The following is a 16,679-nucleotide window of genomic DNA, read 5'->3' on the forward strand; positions in this document are numbered from 1 at the left end:
GAACCATGCAAACATCGACCTCACAGAGCCAAAGCTCCCAACTAGAAACACCTCAATTAGGCTTAGTGCTGTTTTTGATTCTAGGTGCGATTGGTGCACTTACTCCGCTAGCCATTGATATGTATCTGCCAGCGATGCCGACCATTGCTAAAGATCTTGGTGTGACGGCGGGTGAGGTACAAATCACGCTAACAGCCTATACCGCAGGTTTCGCGCTGGGGCAGTTGCTGCATGGCCCGTTGGCGGATAGCTATGGTCGCAAGCCTGTACTGCTTATTGGTGTGTTCTTGTTTGCTATCGCTTCTATGGTGAGTGCGACAACTCATGGCATTGAAGCGCTGACTTACATCCGTACCGCTCAAGGTTTTGCTGGTGCTGCGGCGGCCGTTATCATCCAAGCGGTGGTAAGAGATATGTTCGATCGTGAAGATTTCGCAAGAACCATGTCTTTCGTTACTTTGGTGATGACAGTTGCGCCATTGGTTGCTCCGATGATTGGCGGTTACTTAGCGTTGTGGTTCGGTTGGCGTTCAATTTTCTGGGTTCTGGCTATTTTTGCGGTGATCGTGATTCTGGCGGTATCGATGAAGATCCCAGAAACGCTTCCTGCAGAAAACCGACAACCATTGCGCTTTAAAACAACGATTCGTAACTATGCTCGACTGTGTAAGAACCCAACGGCGATGGGCCTGATTTTCTCTGGTGCATTCTCATTTTCAGGGATGTTTGCGTTCTTAACGGCAGGTTCATTCGTTTACATCGATATCTATGGCGTTCGCCCTGATCTGTTTGGCTACCTGTTCGGCTTGAATATTGTTGCTATGATCTTGATGACGAGCATCAACGGTCGAATCGTTAAGAAAGTGGGCTCTCACGCTATGCTCAGAGTCGGTTTAACCATTCAACTGTTTGCGGGCTTAGGTCTGTTAGTCGGTTGGATGTTAGATATCGGTTTGTGGGGTATTGTGCCATTCGTGATGCTGTTTATCGGCACACTGTCTACCATTGGTAGTAACTCAATGGCGCTACTTTTAAGCGGATACCCGAATATGGCCGGCACAGCTTCTTCGCTTGCAGGCACATTAAGATTTGGTACTGGTTCTGTAGTGGGGGCAATTGTTGCTATGCTACCAAGTGACACTGCAGGGCCAATGGCTATGATGATGGCAGCATGTGCAATACTGTCAGCATTACTATATTGGACATTAGGAAAGAAGGCATAATGTCAAAATACTATATTGAAATTCAGAAGTTAGTGAACGATGCGCTGGGCGAGCTGTATGCTCTGCATAAGTCTGGTAAAGCGATCGACGCACCTATCGCGAACAACCTTTATCTTGTTCGTTGGGTAACAAAAGCGATTAAATCTCAAGCTTATGATCGCGTGATTGTGCCTGACTTAGTTCGCTGGCAGAAACAGGGTCGCTCAAAAGGCAACAACTCTGATTTAACTTTTACCTTTAAACGTATTTCTGCGTTTTACGGACGTTTTTTCCCTGAAGGCGAAGAGCCTAAAACGCTAAAAGACAGTGATGTTGAAGCGTTCATGGACAAAATGTACGAGATGGGTTGGAGCGTATCGAGTGAAGACGAGCTAACGACTGGCGGCAAGATTCAATTCTTCACCGATGGCGAGCACTCTTTTGCTTTATGCGGTAAACAGTGTGACGACTCTTTCGACGGGGAGTTGATGGTTAAGCCAATGAACTGGTTTGTTCGTGGCAACCATGCTGAGTTCATCCAAGCGGCGATGGAAGCGGGCTTCATGCTTCACAAAGTAACGGACTATAAGTCTGCGGTGAAGTATCACGGTGAATACATCGTTTACCCTGCTAACCAAGGCAACCAACTGGCTGAGATCCCAATTAGCGTTATCGGCTAATAGCGGATTCGAGATGAGAGATACGAAGAGCGGAATTATCCGCTCTTTTTTTGCCTCTCATAGCGCGTGTCGCTAATTTGCTTTTAGTCTTTTCGCATCTCGACACTCGAATCCCGCATCTGCTTTTAATCCTGTTCTTTAGCCTGCTTCTCAATTGCCTTCACCATGCCTTTAAAAATAAACAGGTGGGCTGGCATCATAGCAAACCAATACAGTAACCCTAGAAACCCCTTTGGATGCCACCAAGCCGAGATATTCAGCTCGCGAGAGTCACCGTGGTCAGAGACAGTAATCTCGAGTCGCCCTAAACCGGGGCCTTTCATACCGAAAAGCAGAGATAAAAACTGATTCTCTTCACAGCGAATGACCTTCCATGAATCGATTTTGTCACCGACTTTTAGGTTGGGCCCTTCTGGCATTTGTCGAACCGGTACACCGCCACCGAAAAGAACATCCAACCATTCGCGTGTGCGCCATAAAGTGTTAGCAAAGAAGTAACCTTGCTTCGGGCTTCCGATTTGCTGAGCAACATGCCAAAGCGATTCCAATGAAGCGCTTGAGGTGATACTTGCGCCTGTTTTCTTCGGGTAATAGCCATACCCAGCTTGCCAGCGTTTGAATGCGGTTTTATCAAAGCCCCATACATTGCTTTTGACAAAGTTTCCTTCAGCGTGAATGGCTTGTTCAACCATATTTTCGAACGAGATAAGCTTCTGAGGGTACTTTTCTCTAATGATGGTCGAACTGGCGATGAAGTCGTGCTTTAAGCCTGCAAGTAGTGCTCTACCTATGTTAGACGGTACAGAAGTCACCACGCCTAACCAATATGAAGCAATCTTTGGTGTCAGTAGCGATGTCGCCCATAGCCTGAGTGGACGATCGGCAGTTTTGGCAATATGAGCAAATTGGTTTCGGTAAGAGACAATATCCGGCCCGCCAACCTCAAAGGTTTGGCTTTCGCTAGGCGTGTCTTGTGCGAGTTTTAGTAAATAGTGGTTCAGGTTCTGCAAAGCAATCGGGTTGGCTTTAGAGTCAACCCATTTTGGCGCAATCATAATCGGCAAGTTGTACACGAAATCTCGCATGATCTCGAATGCCGCAGATCCTGGGCCAATGATCACGCCAGCTTGAAGTTCGGTAACGGGTACAGGCCCTTTACGAAGCAATTCGCCGGTTTTCTTTCTCGCTTGAAGGTGCTCTGAATCACCAGTCTGAGGCTGTAAAGAACTCAGGTAGATGACGTGTTGATTCTTTGGCCCAAGAGCAAAAACAAAGTTACGGGCTAAGTTCAGCTCATAATCGATAAAGTCGTGGCCTTCTGCCATGCCATGGACGAGAAAGAAGATAAGATCAAAGTCGGGGACTAAGGCTTGTGTCGCAGCTTGATCGGCCAGATCAAGATACTCAAGCGATAAGCTTTCGTGAGGCTCGGTCCGTGCCTTTAAATAGTCGATATGCCTTGCTGCTGCCGTGACTTGATAGCCTTGCTCAAGCAGGAGAGGGAGGAGTTGCGAACCAACATATCCAGAAGCCCCTAAAACCAGTACTTTCTTCATTGTTACTCCATTTATATCTGTGGTTAAAAACCGAACATTGATATAATAGCGCGATATTTATCTTTATTCATCAATACGTTCCGTTTAGGTATCTCTCTATGTTGCTCTCTTCAATTATTCATCACACACGAGGTGATTTTGTTCGCAGGCTTATTGCGATTGCACTGCCCATCACCTTGCAGAGCATTATGTTTTCAAGCCGAGGCTTGGTGGATGTATTGATGTTGGGTCAACTTGGCGAAGCAGACATCGCAGCTGTGGGTGTGGCGAGCCGAGCGATGTTCGTGACGACCATTATGCTGGTGGGTGTGACCACGGGTGGTGCTCTTCTTACTGCTCAATATTGGGGCGCGGGTAATAGACAAGGTGTGAGAGAAAGCACTGCGCTGACGTGGCTGGTGTCGACACTGTTTGCTTTACTGACTATCGCGTTTTTCGTTTCATTTCCTGCACAAATCATGGGCGTGACGACCGACTCTCAAGAGGTCATCAACTTAGGCGTTGAATACATCGTAATTACGTCATTTAGCATGCTAGCGGTATCGTGTGTCAGCAGTATGGCTGTGGGTTTGAGAGCGATGCACAAACCCGGGCTAAGTACATTTTTCAGCGGTATCGGCATCCTGTCTAACGTGTTCTTAAACTGGGTGCTGATCTTCGGTTACTTAGGCTTTCCTGCGCTTGGAATCAAAGGTGCGGCGATTGCGACGGTACTGAGTGGCGCGATTGAAGTCGCGACTTTGTTTGGTTATCTCTATTTCTCTAAGCATTTATTAGCATTTAAGTTTTGCGATATTAAAGCGGCAGCTTCGATTGATAAGGTGGTTCGCTTCTTGAAGCTGTCTCTGCCGACCACGTTTAACTTCTTAGCATGGGCGGGTGGTTTGTTTGCTTACCACGCGATCATGGGGCAATCGGGCGTTCAAGGTCTGGCTGCGCTATCGGTCATGACGCCGGTTGAATCTATCTCATTGAGTTTATTGATTGGCCTTTCGAATGCGGCAGCTGTTTTGGTGGGTAATCAACTTGGTGCGAAAAACAATGAAGCGGTTTACTATCAAGCGCTTGGCTTAACAATTTTGTGTTTCTTAACTAGTATTGTTGTAGCCGTTTTTCTCTATTTCGTTCAAACGCCAATACTTAATGCCTTTAGCGCACTGACGGAAGAAACCAGAGCCCTCTCAGAGAAGTTCATTCTGATCCTCTGTGTGGGTATTGTCATTCGCTCGGTGCCATTGACTGTGATCGTTGGGGTGTTGAGAGCGGGTGGTGATGTGAAGTTCTGCCTCTATCAAGATTTGATTGCTCAGTGGGTGATCGGTATCCCATTGGCAGCCATCGCGGCTATCTATTTTAAGTTTCCACCTGAGTGGGTATATCTGCTTTTCCTAACGGAAGAAGTCCTCAAGTGGGGCGGGTCGCTCTATCGCATGAAAACAAGAAAATGGATTAAAAACTTGATAGGAAGTTGAAGTAGGGCGCACCAATCGCATCACTTTATCGTTGGCGTGTGATCTATCTTTCAAAATACTTCCTCCTAACAGGGAATTAGTGTAGATTCTCCTTCCAAATTCTAACTAATGCGAGCTGTTTAATGTTAAAGCTGTCAGACCTATGTAAAGGCTATGTCGATGGGGGGGAGTTTCACCCTGTTTTGCAAGGTGCTGAATTAACATTAAACCAAGGTGACCAGCTGGCATTAATGGGAGAAAGCGGTTCAGGTAAAAGTACTTTACTGAATCTTATCGCGGGCTTAGACCTAGCGGACTCAGGTGAAATCGCTTTTCCTCACTTCAATATGCACGACTCAACCGAGCGTGACCGCACCGCTTATCGCAGAAACAACATTGGCCATATTTTTCAGCAATTCAACTTACTGCCAACGTTAAATATTGCCGATAACATCCGTTTTTGCCGCCAGTTAAAAGGCTTACCTGAAGACAAAGGTCTCTGGAGACAGATTCTCTCTGCTTTAGATCTTATGCCTTTACTTGGCCGTTACCCTGAAGAAGCGTCTGGTGGCCAACAACAACGTGCGGCCATTGCGCGTGCGCTGTATATGGAACCAAAAATATTGCTGGCCGATGAGCCGACCGGTAGTTTAGATGAGCGTAATGCAGAAGCGGTAATGCGTTTGCTGACCTCTTTGGCTCGTCAATTAGAATGTACGTTGCTGTTGGTAACACACAGTGAAAAAGTAGCTCTGCATATGGATGGTAGGATCCGTCTGCAAGGAGGGCAACTGCATGTTATGGCCCGTAGTTAAGGCACTACTCGGTCACTATCGACGTTACCCACTGCAGATTATTTTGGTATGGCTTGGTTTAACCCTCGGCGTATCACTTTTGGTTGGTGTTACTGCTATCAACCAACACGCCAAGCAAAGCTATGCGCATGGCGAAAAACTCTTTTCGAATCCTCTTCCTTACCGTATTCGACCAAAACACAACGCCAATAAAATCCCGCAAGGCTTTTATATCCAACTTCGCCGTGAAGGTTTTCAACAGTGTTCTCCTCTTGATCACCATCGTATCACTGATGAAAATGGCGCAAACTTCATGGTTGTCGGTATAGATCCTGTTTCTATGCTTCAGCTACAACCTGGTATAGCGTTAAAAGATCTCACCGCTTTGAACCTCATGAAGCCACCATATCCAATCCTTGTCAGTGATGATCTTGCTGAACACATGGAATGGCACAACGGTGATTACATCCCTTTGATGGATGGTTCTGAACTTGGTCCTGTGGTTGTTGATCAAAATAATATGATTAATGGTACAAGGTTGATTGCGGATATCTCCTTGCTCCGAATGCTTAAACGCAGTGCTGGGCTTTCAGTGATTGCTTGTTCAGACATGCCCACTGAGAAGTTTGAACGTCTTAAAAATATGTTACCTAATGGTTTGACGATCTCTCGTAGCTCTAAGGCAGAGCTTGAGTCGCTGACCAGTGCGTTCCACTTAAACCTAAAAGCGATGGGTATGCTGTCGTTTGTGGTTGGCTTGTTCATTTTCTATCAAGCAATGTCGCTTTCTTTTATTCAGCGTCAACCGTTAGTCGGGATTTTAAGACAAACGGGTGTGTCTGGTTGGCAACTGACTAAAGCGCTCTGTTTAGAGTTACTGCTATTGGTTTTACTGAGCTGGATCTGCGGCAATGTATTTGGCGTGATGCTAGCAAACCAATTGTTACCTGCCGTATCTTCAAGCTTGGGCGATTTATACGACGCTAACGTCGGCTTAACGATCGACTGGAATTGGCGTTGGAGTGGTTACAGCTTACTGATGGCATTGATTGGTGCTTTCTTAGCGTGTGCGTGGCCACTGGTTCGTTTACTTAAGTCTCAACCGATTCGTCTGTCTTCTCGTTTGTCTTTGATGCGTTTTGCGGGTACCGAGTTCACTTGGCAAGCGTTGATTGGCTGTGGCTTCTTGGTTGCTGCTGTTGCTGTGTATCAAGCCCCTCAGACTCAAGAAACGGGTTTTGCGATTATCGCGCTAATGCTGATCAGTGTGGCGCTATTTACCCCGTTTTTGATGTGGAAGTTATTTAACAGCCTCTCTTATTCGTTGCGCTGGGTTCGTGCTCGCTGGTTCTTTGCTGATGCAGCTTCCAGTATGAGCTACCGTGGCGTGGCGACGATGGCGTTTATGTTAGCCTTAACAGCCAATATTGGTGTAGAAACCATGGTCGGTAGCTTTAGAGATACCACTGATAAATGGCTAACACAGCGTTTGGCTGCCGATCTGTATATCTACCCAACCAACAATGCCGCTGCTCGTATGAGTAATTGGTTATCTGACCAACCTGAAGTGGATTCGGTTTGGTGGCGTTGGGAGAAAGATGTGGCGTCTCCAGTCGGTAGTATTCAGGTGGTCAGTACGGGGCCTTCTGAAGGTGAGCTAGAAGCGCTGACGATCAAATTAGGTATTCCGAATTACTGGTATCACTTACATCACTCTAAAGGCGTGTTGATCAGTGAATCGATGTCTCTCAAGCTGGGGATTCGCCCTGGCGACTACATTGACCTCTATGATAGTCTCGGCTCTGGTTGGCAGGTTGTCGGTGTTTATTACGATTACGGTAATCCTTACCATCAAGTCATGATGTCGCATCGAAACTGGCTGTATGGCTTTGCAGGGCGGGGTAATGTCGGCCTTGGGGTAATACTCAAAGACGATGTGAATTCATTAGGGCTTCGCAGCCGATTAGAAAGCGTATTCAGGCTTGGCTCCGAGCGCGTTTTCGATAACAACAACATCCACAGTCAAGCGATGCGGGTGTTCGATAGGACGTTCGCGATTGCAGATACATTAGGTAACATCACCTTGGTTATCGCCGTCTTCGGTATTTTCTTTGCGACGGTTGCGGGAGAAGTGTCTCGCCAAAGGCATATTTCCTTGCAGCGCTGTTTGGGTGTCTCGGCGAAAGAACTGATCCTGACAGGTAGTTTGCAGTTGTTTGTGTTTGGGCTTATTTCCTCCTTAATTGCGATTCCGCTCGGATTAGCGCTAGCGAGCCTAATTGTTGATATCGTGATAAAGCAGTCTTTTGGGTGGTCACTTGAGTTACAAGTGATTCCTTGGGACTATTTGCAGACATTTGCATGGGCCATGGCAGCATTGATGCTAGCTGGTGCTTTACCAGTGATGAGAATGATTCGGAACACTCCGATGAAGTCACTGAGGGATGCGCTTTAGTATGTTTTTACGGAATACTTCAACTAAGTTAAGACAACGAATTCTGTCTTCTCTGCTATTAATCAGTTTCTTCGGCATCTTTTTAAGTGTTTGGGGTTATTACTCCTATTTCATCGATCCTGGTGAAAAGGGCGTGAATGAAGTTAACTCAATATTGGTTAATGAACACTTCAATGTGTTCGAACCTGTTTTGCCAGACCGTAATGTTTCGCTACCACAAGATTTTAAGTTCCACCCAGAGTTTCAGCACGAGTGGTGGCATTACTTTGCATCTTTGAAAGGTGATGATGGTAAAGACTATTCGGTCCAGTGGAGCTTTTTCCGTATCGCAACGGACGAACGTGAAACACCAGGGTGGCAAAGCCCTCAAGTCTATATCTCAAATGTAGTGGTCTCTTCTAAGTCCAAAGTATGGAAAGAACAGCGCATGGCTCGTGGCGGCATTGGCCAAGCGGGAATGACTAATCGTCCATTCAGGCTTTGGATTGATAACTGGAACTGGCGTGCACTCGGCAACACCCCATTCCCAGGACGCCTTCAAGTGCAAACAGACACGTTTGGACTTGAACTCGACACCATTGCAAAAGGGCCCTATGTGCTCAACGGCGATAACGGTTATCAGAAAAAGCACGACTTATTACCTGTCGCGTCTTATAACTTCAGCGCTCCATTTTTATCGTTGAGTGGTGTGTTGAACCTAGACGGCGTTACCAAGGAAGTGGAAGGAACTGCGTGGGTACATAAAGAGTGGGGCAGTGGCTTACTTGGAGTGGGCCAACAAGGTTGGGATTGGTTTGTATTTAACCTCGATGACGGCACAGCGCTGAGCATTAACCGCTATCGTCATAACCAACAGTTGCCTTACATATTCGGGACATTAGCAACGCGCTCAGGCAAAGTTTACCAATTAACGGAATCCGACATTTCCATTCAACCATTGCAAAATACAACGTTGATGAATGGAAGACGGATGCCTTTGCAGTGGATCATTAACGTCCCTAAGCATGATATTAACCTCACAACGCGTATTATACGCAGGGATATGTGGCTTCCATTTGTCATACCATATTGGGAAGGGCCGATTAAGGCGAGCGGGAGTCATGAAGCGACAGGCTTTATGCAGTTAACTGGCTACTAAAAAACACCTAAGGCTATAATTTGATAGCCTTTTTTTATGCCTGCGCCTTTTAGCGTCCCCCAATGAATTGTGCATACAGGTTCGATGATCTCATCTATACTTAATTCATGGTGCATAACAACATTATGGAATATACGACGTATTGTTTAGTATTTGTAGGAAAAACCGAAGTTAAACATCCGAAGAAGTGATTATCTATCAATTAAACTTGGATATAAACTCGTGGTTATTCTTTGTTATTCGTTTATTTAAATAATAAATATAAGGGCGAAATCATGACCGACGTCATCCGTGACTTCTTTAAAATGGAATCTGCTGGCGGCATCATACTAGTCATCGCTGCGGCGATCGCAATGTTTGTAGCAAACTCACCACTGAACGAAATGTACCAAGGTGTACTTCACAGTTACGTTCTTGGTATGTCTGTGTCTCACTGGATTAACGATGGCTTAATGGCTGTCTTCTTCCTTCTAATCGGCTTAGAAGTTAAGCGCGAACTTTTAGAAGGCGCATTAAAGTCTAAAGAGACAGCAATCTTCCCAGCTATCGCAGCTGTGGGTGGTATGCTAGCTCCTGCACTTATTTACGTGCTATTTAATTCAAGTAACCCTGAAGCGCTTCAAGGTTGGGCTATCCCAGCAGCGACTGATATCGCATTCGCATTGGGTATTATGGCTCTTCTTGGTAACCGTGTACCGGTTAGCTTGAAGGTGTTCCTATTGGCTTTAGCAATTATCGATGACCTTGGCGTTGTTGTTATCATTGCACTGTTCTACTCAGGCGACCTATCAACGCTTGCGTTAACGGTTGGTTTCATCGCAACTGGTGTGCTGTTCATGCTAAACAACAAGCATGTAACTAAGCTGAGTGTGTATCTCATTGTTGGTGCAATTCTGTGGTTTGCAGTATTGAAGTCTGGTGTTCATGCAACGCTGGCTGGTGTAGTGATTGGTTTTGCTATCCCACTGAAAGGCAATAAAGGTGAACATTCTCCGCTGAAGCATCTAGAACATGCTCTGCACCCATACGTCGCTTTTGCAATCTTGCCAGTCTTTGCTTTTGCAAACGCAGGTATTTCATTGGAAGGTATCTCAATCTCAAGCCTAACAGGTATGCTACCGCTTGGTATCGCTATGGGTCTATTGATTGGTAAGCCTCTTGGTATCTTTGTATTCAGCTGGGGTGCGGTGAAATTGGGTGTTGCTAAGCTCCCTGAAGGTGTGAACTTTATGAACATCTTCGCAGTATCTGTCCTGTGTGGTATTGGTTTTACAATGTCTATCTTTATTTCATCACTAGCATTTGGCCCAACGAATGTAGAGTTTGATACGCTTGCTCGATTAGGTATCCTGATGGGCTCAACGACTGCAGCTATCTTAGGTTACTTCCTGCTAAGTATTTCTCTACCGAAAACTAAGCATCAAGAAGTAAAACTATAATCGGTAGTCGGCTCGCTTAATAGGGAGCCTACTCACTGAGTAACAAGTCAACTTCTGAGTAGCAAGACGAGTCACAGAATCATCCTCCCCGATTCATGTGACAGCAAAGAACAAAAAAGCCGTGATAGGGTTTCCTATCTCGGCTTTATTGATCCTAACTGCTAGTATTTTTAGTTTGGTTAGTTATTGATGATCTAAAACTCCTAGATTCAACTCATTATTTTGATCGGCATGAATTGCGGATCGTTTTGGATGACCAGAGTGACAGTGTCATGTTATTTTTCTAGCGTGGTAAATATGGTCCACTCCTCGACGATCTGCTCATTCAGCCCGACAACCGTTGCTGTTACTCGACGGTTCAGTGCATGAGAAGTAGCATCGTTGCCATCGCTCTCTAAGCGGTTTTCACCGTAACCGACAACTCTTACTCGGCTCGGGTCTATACCATTCGACAATAATTCATCTTCAACGTGGTGAGCGCGCTTCTTTGATAACTCTAAGTTGTATTCACTCGCGCCGACTTTACTGGCGTAACCTTGAATTTCTATCGATGCACTTTGGTAGGTTTCTAAGAACTCAGCCATGGTAGTGATTTGATCTGAGAAGATAGGGTTAACTTCATAGGAGTCATTGGCGAAAAGGATGTTCAGCCGTCTGACTTCTTGCGAGCTAACCGTCTCTCCACAGCCTTCGTTGTCTACCAGAGACGACTCTGGTGTGCCAGGACAGGTATCTCGTGCATTGACCACACCATCGTTATCATCGTCTTGCAGGTCAGAAATTTGCTCCGCTTCTGGCGTTTCTATGTAGGGCTCTTCATTTTGGCTAGAGCATGCACATAGCGTTATCGTTAATGCGGAAAGTAATAAATAAGGTCTCTTCATCATTAATACTCCACTGCCGTTGTCCACTCGTCTGGAATGTCGACCAGTAGAGCGTTCAATAGAGAGCCTGTCGCGTTCATTACACGGTATTTAGCGTACTGTTCAGAGTAATGCGCATCTAAGTAATCTTTGCGGGCTTCAAACAATTCGTTTTCAGTGTTAAGCAGATCAAGTAGCGTACGTTTGCCGATTCGATATTGTTTCTCATAAGCGATAACGGTTTCTGACGCCGAATCCACGTGATCAGACAAGAAGTTCTTTTGTTGCAACGTCAGATCCAATGCACTCCAAGATAGGCGAAGGCCTTCTTCCACTTGTCGATAAGCACGATCTCTTAGATCCTTCGCTTTATTAAGTTGGTAAGCTGCAGCTTCTGAATTAGCACTATCGGTACCACCGTTGTAGAGGTTGTATCGCATTCTTAACATTGCCAACGTCTCTTGGCTCGAACCTTCATCGCCTCCCGCATCATCGCGCCATGATTGAGATGCCTCGATAGAGAAAGTAGGGTAGTTAACCCCTTTTGATTGTTTGTACTGGAAGTGCGCCGAATCGACATCTGCAGTCGCGACTTTGATGACTGGGTGTTGGTCCAGAGCATCAACAAGCGCGTCTGATAATGACAGAGGAATCATAGAAATATCGGCTCTTGGGTAGACTAAGCCAAGCGGTTCTTGACCCACTATTCTTCTAAATTGGGTGTGGGTATCAATTAGGTTGTTCTGTGCGGCTAATAAGTTGCCGTGAGCTTTTGCAATCCTTGCTTCTACCTGAGATACATCTGCGGTTGAGCCTATGCCTGAGACTGCACGCTTTTTGATGTCTTTATAGATTTTCTTGTGGATAGCGAGGTTACTTTCCGAAAGGGCTAAAACTTCAGTTGCTTTGACTGCGTCTAAGTAGATCTGTGTGACCTCTAGCGCTTTGTCTTCGGCATCCGCGAGCAATTGCAAACGAACCGATTCTGCTTCTGCGGCAGTACGATCAATATCATTGAGAGTCGATGAACCATCCCACAGCAACTGAGTGAGGGAAATCGTCGCTTCCTTTCTTGTGAGATCGGTATCGGGGCCGTTATTTGGTGCAGGGTTTATGCCTTCGTAACCAATACCAGCATCCACGTCGATACTAGGTCTATAAGCACCACCTGCGGCGTCATTTCGTTTCCGTACACTCACAAACTCATTAAAGATACTCTTTATCTCAGGGTTTGTAGCCAAGGTAATGGCTACGGCCTGTTCTAAAGTTTGAGCAGAGAGTGGAGCTGCAATAACTAAGCAACACATAATAGGTAATTTCAACAGTCTCAAAGTAGGTCTCCTTCTACTTTTAAAAGCTCCCGCCGCTTCCCAACAAGCGTTTAACTACTTAATTGAGAAGGGTATTAAACGAAGCTTAGGACATCTGCTAGAAATTGCTAAGTTTGTTGGCTTTATTTCGAATGTAAGTCTCTATCGCTATTGATTAATTTATCAGTTGTGACAGGTGGCAAGCTTCGAGTAGATGTGTTGAAAATAAATGCTAGGCTAGAATTCGGCTTGGGCAGAGATTGGTAAACGTTGGTTAGGAGGTTGTTTGAAATACGTATCTCAGTGATAGCAATGTGCCAAGCGTGGTAGTTCGATTTTTAGTAAAAAATGACAATATAAAAAGAATCGATCGCGCTGTTTAGTTTGTAGCTGTAGCTGTGAAGAAGGGTAAGTAAGGTTTCACCCTAAACAACACACAAAAAAAAAGCCCAAACCAACGTGGTTTGGGCGGATACAAGTATAGGAGTTAATAAGGAAAATGCAGTAATTAAGAAAGCAGTGAGAAGAACAAGTTTGACGGCCTGTTAAACTTCTAAATACGCTGTTTTCTACCTAATTTAGGACTCTCCATTTCCATTTCAGTTCCAAGAAAATTCATTATTTTTTTCTTTTTTTGTAAACACACAGCGATTCAATCGGTTAGTGCTGAGTTTTATTAACTGGTACGACCAATTTGTGAAAATGTGATGTTGCTTGCTTGTTAAATAAATGTACTAAGCGTATATTTCAAACAGTTGTTTAATACGAGTGATTGAAATGGCACCAAGAAGTACAACCAAAGACAAAATCTTAGATGTGGCTGAAGGCTTATTTGCTGAGCACGGTTTTAATGACACCTCTTTACGTACGATTACGAGTAAAGCGAATGTCAACTTAGCTTCAGTGAACTATCACTTTGGCGATAAGAAGACTCTGGTTCGTGCGGTACTCAATCGTTACTTAGAAGCATTTATGCCAGCACTGCAAGATGCATTAGTGAACTTAAACTTGAACGAAACGTATTCTATGAGTGACGTGTTTGAGTCGTTGAGACAGCCACTAAGAGCACTTAATGATGTTAGGCCAAATGGTACAAGCCGATTCATGTTACTTATCGGCAGAGGCTATACGGATGTGCAAGGACACTTGCGTTGGTTCATTACTACTCGCTACAGCGAAGTACTTTCTTTGTTTACGACATCTGTAATGAAGGCGAATCCGAACCTCACTCAAGAACAGTTATTTTGGCGATTACACTTCACCCTAGGGACTTGTGTATTCACCATGGCATCAAGTCAGGCTCTGGTAGAAATTGCAGAGAATGACTATGGCAGAAAGATAGATGCTAAGGCAGTGGTCGATATTCTTATTCCATATTTAGCCGCAGGCATGTCAGCAGAAGAATAAAACAATAAAAAGCGAAACATTCACAACCAATATAGTGAACAAAAGGATCTGAACTATGAGCTCTCTAAGACAAAAATGGGTAAGTGACCCAGCTTTTAAACTCTTTAAAAAAGTACTACCACCACTATCTAGCACCGAGAAAGAAGCGATGGAAGCGGGTAGCGTGTGGTGGGACGGAGAGCTGTTTTCTGGTAAACCAGATTTCACTAAGCTGCATCAATACCCAAAACCTCAGCTGACAGCAGAAGAGCAATCGTTCATGGATAATGAGCTTGAAACCTTGCTCGCTATGCTTGATGACCACCAAATTGTAAAAGAAGATCGAGACCTTCCTGAAGAGGTGTGGAACTTCTTACGCAAAGAGCGTTTCTTTTCGCTAATTATTGCGAAAGAGTATGGCGGTCGTGAATTCTCAGCACACGCTAACTCAACTATCGTAACTAAGATTGCGACTCGCAGTATCAGTACTGCGGTTTCAGTAATGGTTCCAAACTCTCTTGGTCCTGGTGAGCTGCTGTCTCACTACGGCACTCAAGACCAAAAAGACTACTGGCTACCTCGTCTTGCTGACGGTACAGATATCCCATGTTTCGCACTAACAGGCCCAGAAGCGGGTTCTGATGCGGGTGGTATCCCTGATGTCGGTACTGTGTGCATGGGCATGCACGAAGGTAAAGAGACGCTAGGTATCAAGCTTAACTGGAACAAACGCTACATTACACTAGCACCAGTGGCGACGGTACTTGGTCTGGCTTTCAAACTGCACGATCCAGAAAAGCTACTGGGTGACAAAGAAGACATTGGCATCACTTGTGCGCTAATCCCGGCTGACCACGAAGGTGTTGTGATTGGTGAGCGTCATGACCCACTTGGTCTTGCGTTTATGAATGGTCCAACACGCGGTCACGATGTATTTATTCCTATGGAATGGTTAATCGGTGGTGCCGATTACGCAGGTAAAGGCTGGCGTATGCTGGTGGAATGTCTGTCTGCAGGTCGAGGTATCTCATTACCCGCACTTGGCACGGCGATGGGCCACCTAACGGCGAAAACGACCGGCGCATACGCTTATGTTCGTAAGCAGTTCGGTATGTCGATTGGTAAGTTTGAAGGAGTTGCAGAGAGTTTAGGTCGTATTGGTGGCTTAACGTATCTACTAGAAGCGACTCGTACACTAACAACTACTTCACTCGATATGAAAGAGAAGCCGGGTATCGTTACGGCTATCGCGAAATATCACATGACAGAAATGGCGCGTACTATCCTGAATGATTCAATGGATATCCACTCTGGTCGTGCAATTCAAGATGGTCCAATGAACTACTTAGCTGCGCCTTACCTAGGTATTCCAGTTGCTATCACAGTAGAAGGTGCGAACATCTTAACTCGCAACCTGATGATCTTCGGTCAAGGTGCGACACGTTGTCACCCATACGTGCTAAGCGAAATGGAAGCGGCAGCAAACCTAGATGAGAAGCAAGGTGCGAAGGATTTCGATAACTTGTTGTTCAAGCATATCTCTCACGCAACTAAGAACACGTTTGGTGCGTTCGGTGCGGCATTGACAGGCTCTAAGTTCATTAAAGCGGATATGAGCGGTCCAACGAAGCCTTACTACCAAGACTTAACTCGCTTGAGCCGTGCGCTTGCAGTGAGTGCGGATTTCGCAATGCTTACACTAGGTGGCGAACTGAAACGTAAAGAGCTTATCTCTGCACGTCTAGGTGATGGTCTAAGTTACCTATACATGGCGTCTGCAGCGCTTAAGAAGTATGAAGATGAAGGTCGTCAACAAGCTGACCTAGACTACGTACACTACGCGGTTCAACACTGTTTCCATAACGCGGCTAAATCGCTACAAGAAGCGTACAGAAACTTCCCGAACAAGATGGTAGGTAAAGTACTTAAAGGTCTAGTTTTCCCTGTCGGTAACCACTTCGAAAAACCAAGTGACAACCTAACAGTGCAACTAGCAGAAAGCTTGATGACTCCGGGCGCACACCGTGAACGTCTGACTCACCTTTGCTACATCGGTAAGGAAGAAGAGGACAGTGTTGGCCTAATGGAGAACGCGTTCAATGCGATGTACAGCATCAAGCCTCTCGAACGTAAGATCTTCAAAGCAGTGAAAGAGGGCAAAGTGGCTCGTAAAGGTCTATTGCAAGATAAACTTGCTCAAGCACTGGCGGCAGATGTTCTTACTCAAGACGAAGTTGACCAAATCATTGCAGCAGACAAACTTCGCTACGCAGCGATTCAAGTTGACCACTTCAGTCATGATTACAGTGAAACTTTGACGCGAAAAGAGTTAAAACCTAAGCTAAATAGCGTTGCTTAGATAAAGAAATGACAAAAGGCACCTAATAAGGCTGTCTCTTATACAC

The 16,679-nt window shown here is 45.4% G+C and carries 12 protein-coding genes; 9 read left to right on the forward strand and 3 right to left on the reverse strand.

All coding sequences use genetic code 11. The annotated features are described in order from the left end of the window. Nucleotides 1-5: 5 nt before the first annotated feature. Entirely contained in the window at nucleotides 6-1,223 is a 1,218-nt protein-coding gene (locus AB4371_RS21150; protein ID WP_017060381.1) for a Bcr/CflA family multidrug efflux MFS transporter, read from the forward strand. After that, nucleotides 1,223-1,882, forward strand: a complete 660-nt coding sequence (locus tag AB4371_RS21155) for a DUF2913 family protein (protein ID WP_017060382.1) — start codon at nucleotides 1,223-1,225, stop codon at nucleotides 1,880-1,882. The genes AB4371_RS21150 and AB4371_RS21155 overlap by 1 nt, the downstream gene beginning before the upstream one ends. A gap of 125 nt (nucleotides 1,883-2,007) precedes the next feature. On the opposite strand, the gene AB4371_RS21160 is transcribed toward AB4371_RS21155, so the two are convergent. Continuing rightward, nucleotides 2,008-3,438, reverse strand: coding sequence for a DUF2867 domain-containing protein (locus AB4371_RS21160; protein WP_372099729.1), 1,431 nt, complete (start codon nucleotides 3,436-3,438; stop codon nucleotides 2,008-2,010). Nucleotides 3,439-3,536: 98 nt separating this feature from the next. On the opposite strand from AB4371_RS21160, the gene AB4371_RS21165 reads away from it, so the two are divergent. The 5 genes from AB4371_RS21165 to nhaA all read left to right on the forward strand — a co-directional run bounded on the left by AB4371_RS21165 (nucleotide 3,537) and on the right by nhaA (nucleotide 10,715). Next, nucleotides 3,537-4,910 (forward strand): MATE family efflux transporter, encoded by a 1,374-nt coding sequence (locus AB4371_RS21165; RefSeq protein ID WP_372150616.1) that lies wholly within the window; start codon nucleotides 3,537-3,539, stop codon nucleotides 4,908-4,910. Nucleotides 4,911-5,032: 122 nt separating this feature from the next. Next, entirely contained in the window at nucleotides 5,033-5,704 is a 672-nt protein-coding gene (locus AB4371_RS21170) for an ABC transporter ATP-binding protein (protein ID WP_017060385.1), read from the forward strand. Continuing rightward, nucleotides 5,685-8,138: an ABC transporter permease gene (locus AB4371_RS21175; RefSeq protein ID WP_137001714.1), complete on the forward strand. Its 2,454-nt coding sequence runs from the start codon at nucleotides 5,685-5,687 to the stop codon at nucleotides 8,136-8,138. The genes AB4371_RS21170 and AB4371_RS21175 overlap by 20 nt, the downstream gene beginning before the upstream one ends. After that, entirely contained in the window at nucleotides 8,128-9,276 is a 1,149-nt protein-coding gene (locus AB4371_RS21180; protein WP_017068753.1) for a lipocalin-like domain-containing protein, read from the forward strand. Before AB4371_RS21175 ends, AB4371_RS21180 begins: the two co-directional genes overlap by 11 nt. A gap of 275 nt (nucleotides 9,277-9,551) precedes the next feature. Continuing rightward, a complete protein-coding gene (gene nhaA / locus AB4371_RS21185) occupies nucleotides 9,552-10,715 on the forward strand; it encodes a Na+/H+ antiporter NhaA (protein WP_372150617.1) in 1,164 nt (387 codons plus the stop codon). A gap of 275 nt (nucleotides 10,716-10,990) precedes the next feature. Here nhaA and AB4371_RS21190 read toward each other — a convergent pair whose 3' ends face one another. Continuing rightward, entirely contained in the window at nucleotides 10,991-11,602 is a 612-nt protein-coding gene (locus AB4371_RS21190; RefSeq protein ID WP_136978082.1) for an OmpA family protein, read from the reverse strand. Then, nucleotides 11,602-12,909, reverse strand: coding sequence for a TolC family outer membrane protein (locus AB4371_RS21195; protein WP_372150618.1), 1,308 nt, complete (start codon nucleotides 12,907-12,909; stop codon nucleotides 11,602-11,604). Before AB4371_RS21195 ends, AB4371_RS21190 begins: the two co-directional genes overlap by 1 nt. Nucleotides 12,910-13,665: 756 nt before the next feature. On the opposite strand from AB4371_RS21195, the gene AB4371_RS21200 reads away from it, so the two are divergent. Continuing rightward, entirely contained in the window at nucleotides 13,666-14,295 is a 630-nt protein-coding gene (locus AB4371_RS21200; RefSeq protein ID WP_052878168.1) for a TetR/AcrR family transcriptional regulator, read from the forward strand. Nucleotides 14,296-14,350: 55 nt separating this feature from the next. Next, on the forward strand, nucleotides 14,351-16,633 hold the full coding sequence (locus AB4371_RS21205; protein ID WP_372150619.1) for an acyl-CoA dehydrogenase: 2,283 nt from the start codon (nucleotides 14,351-14,353) through the stop codon (nucleotides 16,631-16,633). The last annotated feature ends 46 nt before the right edge of the window (nucleotides 16,634-16,679 follow it).

Source organism: Vibrio sp. 10N.261.51.A3 (assembly GCF_041471965.1).
Lineage (GTDB): Bacteria > Pseudomonadota > Gammaproteobacteria > Enterobacterales > Vibrionaceae > Vibrio > Vibrio crassostreae_C.

Bases quoted from the DNA above. Each gene is read 5' to 3' on its own strand.
- AB4371_RS21160 (WP_372099729.1), bottom strand. From the start codon at position 3,438: ATGAAGAAAGTACTGGTTTTAGGGGCTTCTGGATATGTTGGTTCGCAA.
- AB4371_RS21170 (WP_017060385.1), top strand. From the start codon at position 5,033: ATGTTAAAGCTGTCAGACCTATGTAAAGGCTATGTCGATGGGGGGGAG.
- AB4371_RS21200 (WP_052878168.1), top strand. From the start codon at position 13,666: ATGGCACCAAGAAGTACAACCAAAGACAAAATCTTAGATGTGGCTGAA.
- AB4371_RS21190 (WP_136978082.1), bottom strand. From the start codon at position 11,602: ATGATGAAGAGACCTTATTTATTACTTTCCGCATTAACGATAACGCTA.
- AB4371_RS21205 (WP_372150619.1), top strand. From the start codon at position 14,351: ATGAGCTCTCTAAGACAAAAATGGGTAAGTGACCCAGCTTTTAAACTC.
- AB4371_RS21165 (WP_372150616.1), top strand. From the start codon at position 3,537: ATGTTGCTCTCTTCAATTATTCATCACACACGAGGTGATTTTGTTCGC.
- AB4371_RS21180 (WP_017068753.1), top strand. From the start codon at position 8,128: ATGCGCTTTAGTATGTTTTTACGGAATACTTCAACTAAGTTAAGACAA.
- AB4371_RS21175 (WP_137001714.1), top strand. From the start codon at position 5,685: ATGTTATGGCCCGTAGTTAAGGCACTACTCGGTCACTATCGACGTTAC.
- nhaA (WP_372150617.1), top strand. From the start codon at position 9,552: ATGACCGACGTCATCCGTGACTTCTTTAAAATGGAATCTGCTGGCGGC.
- AB4371_RS21155 (WP_017060382.1), top strand. From the start codon at position 1,223: ATGTCAAAATACTATATTGAAATTCAGAAGTTAGTGAACGATGCGCTG.
- AB4371_RS21150 (WP_017060381.1), top strand. From the start codon at position 6: ATGCAAACATCGACCTCACAGAGCCAAAGCTCCCAACTAGAAACACCT.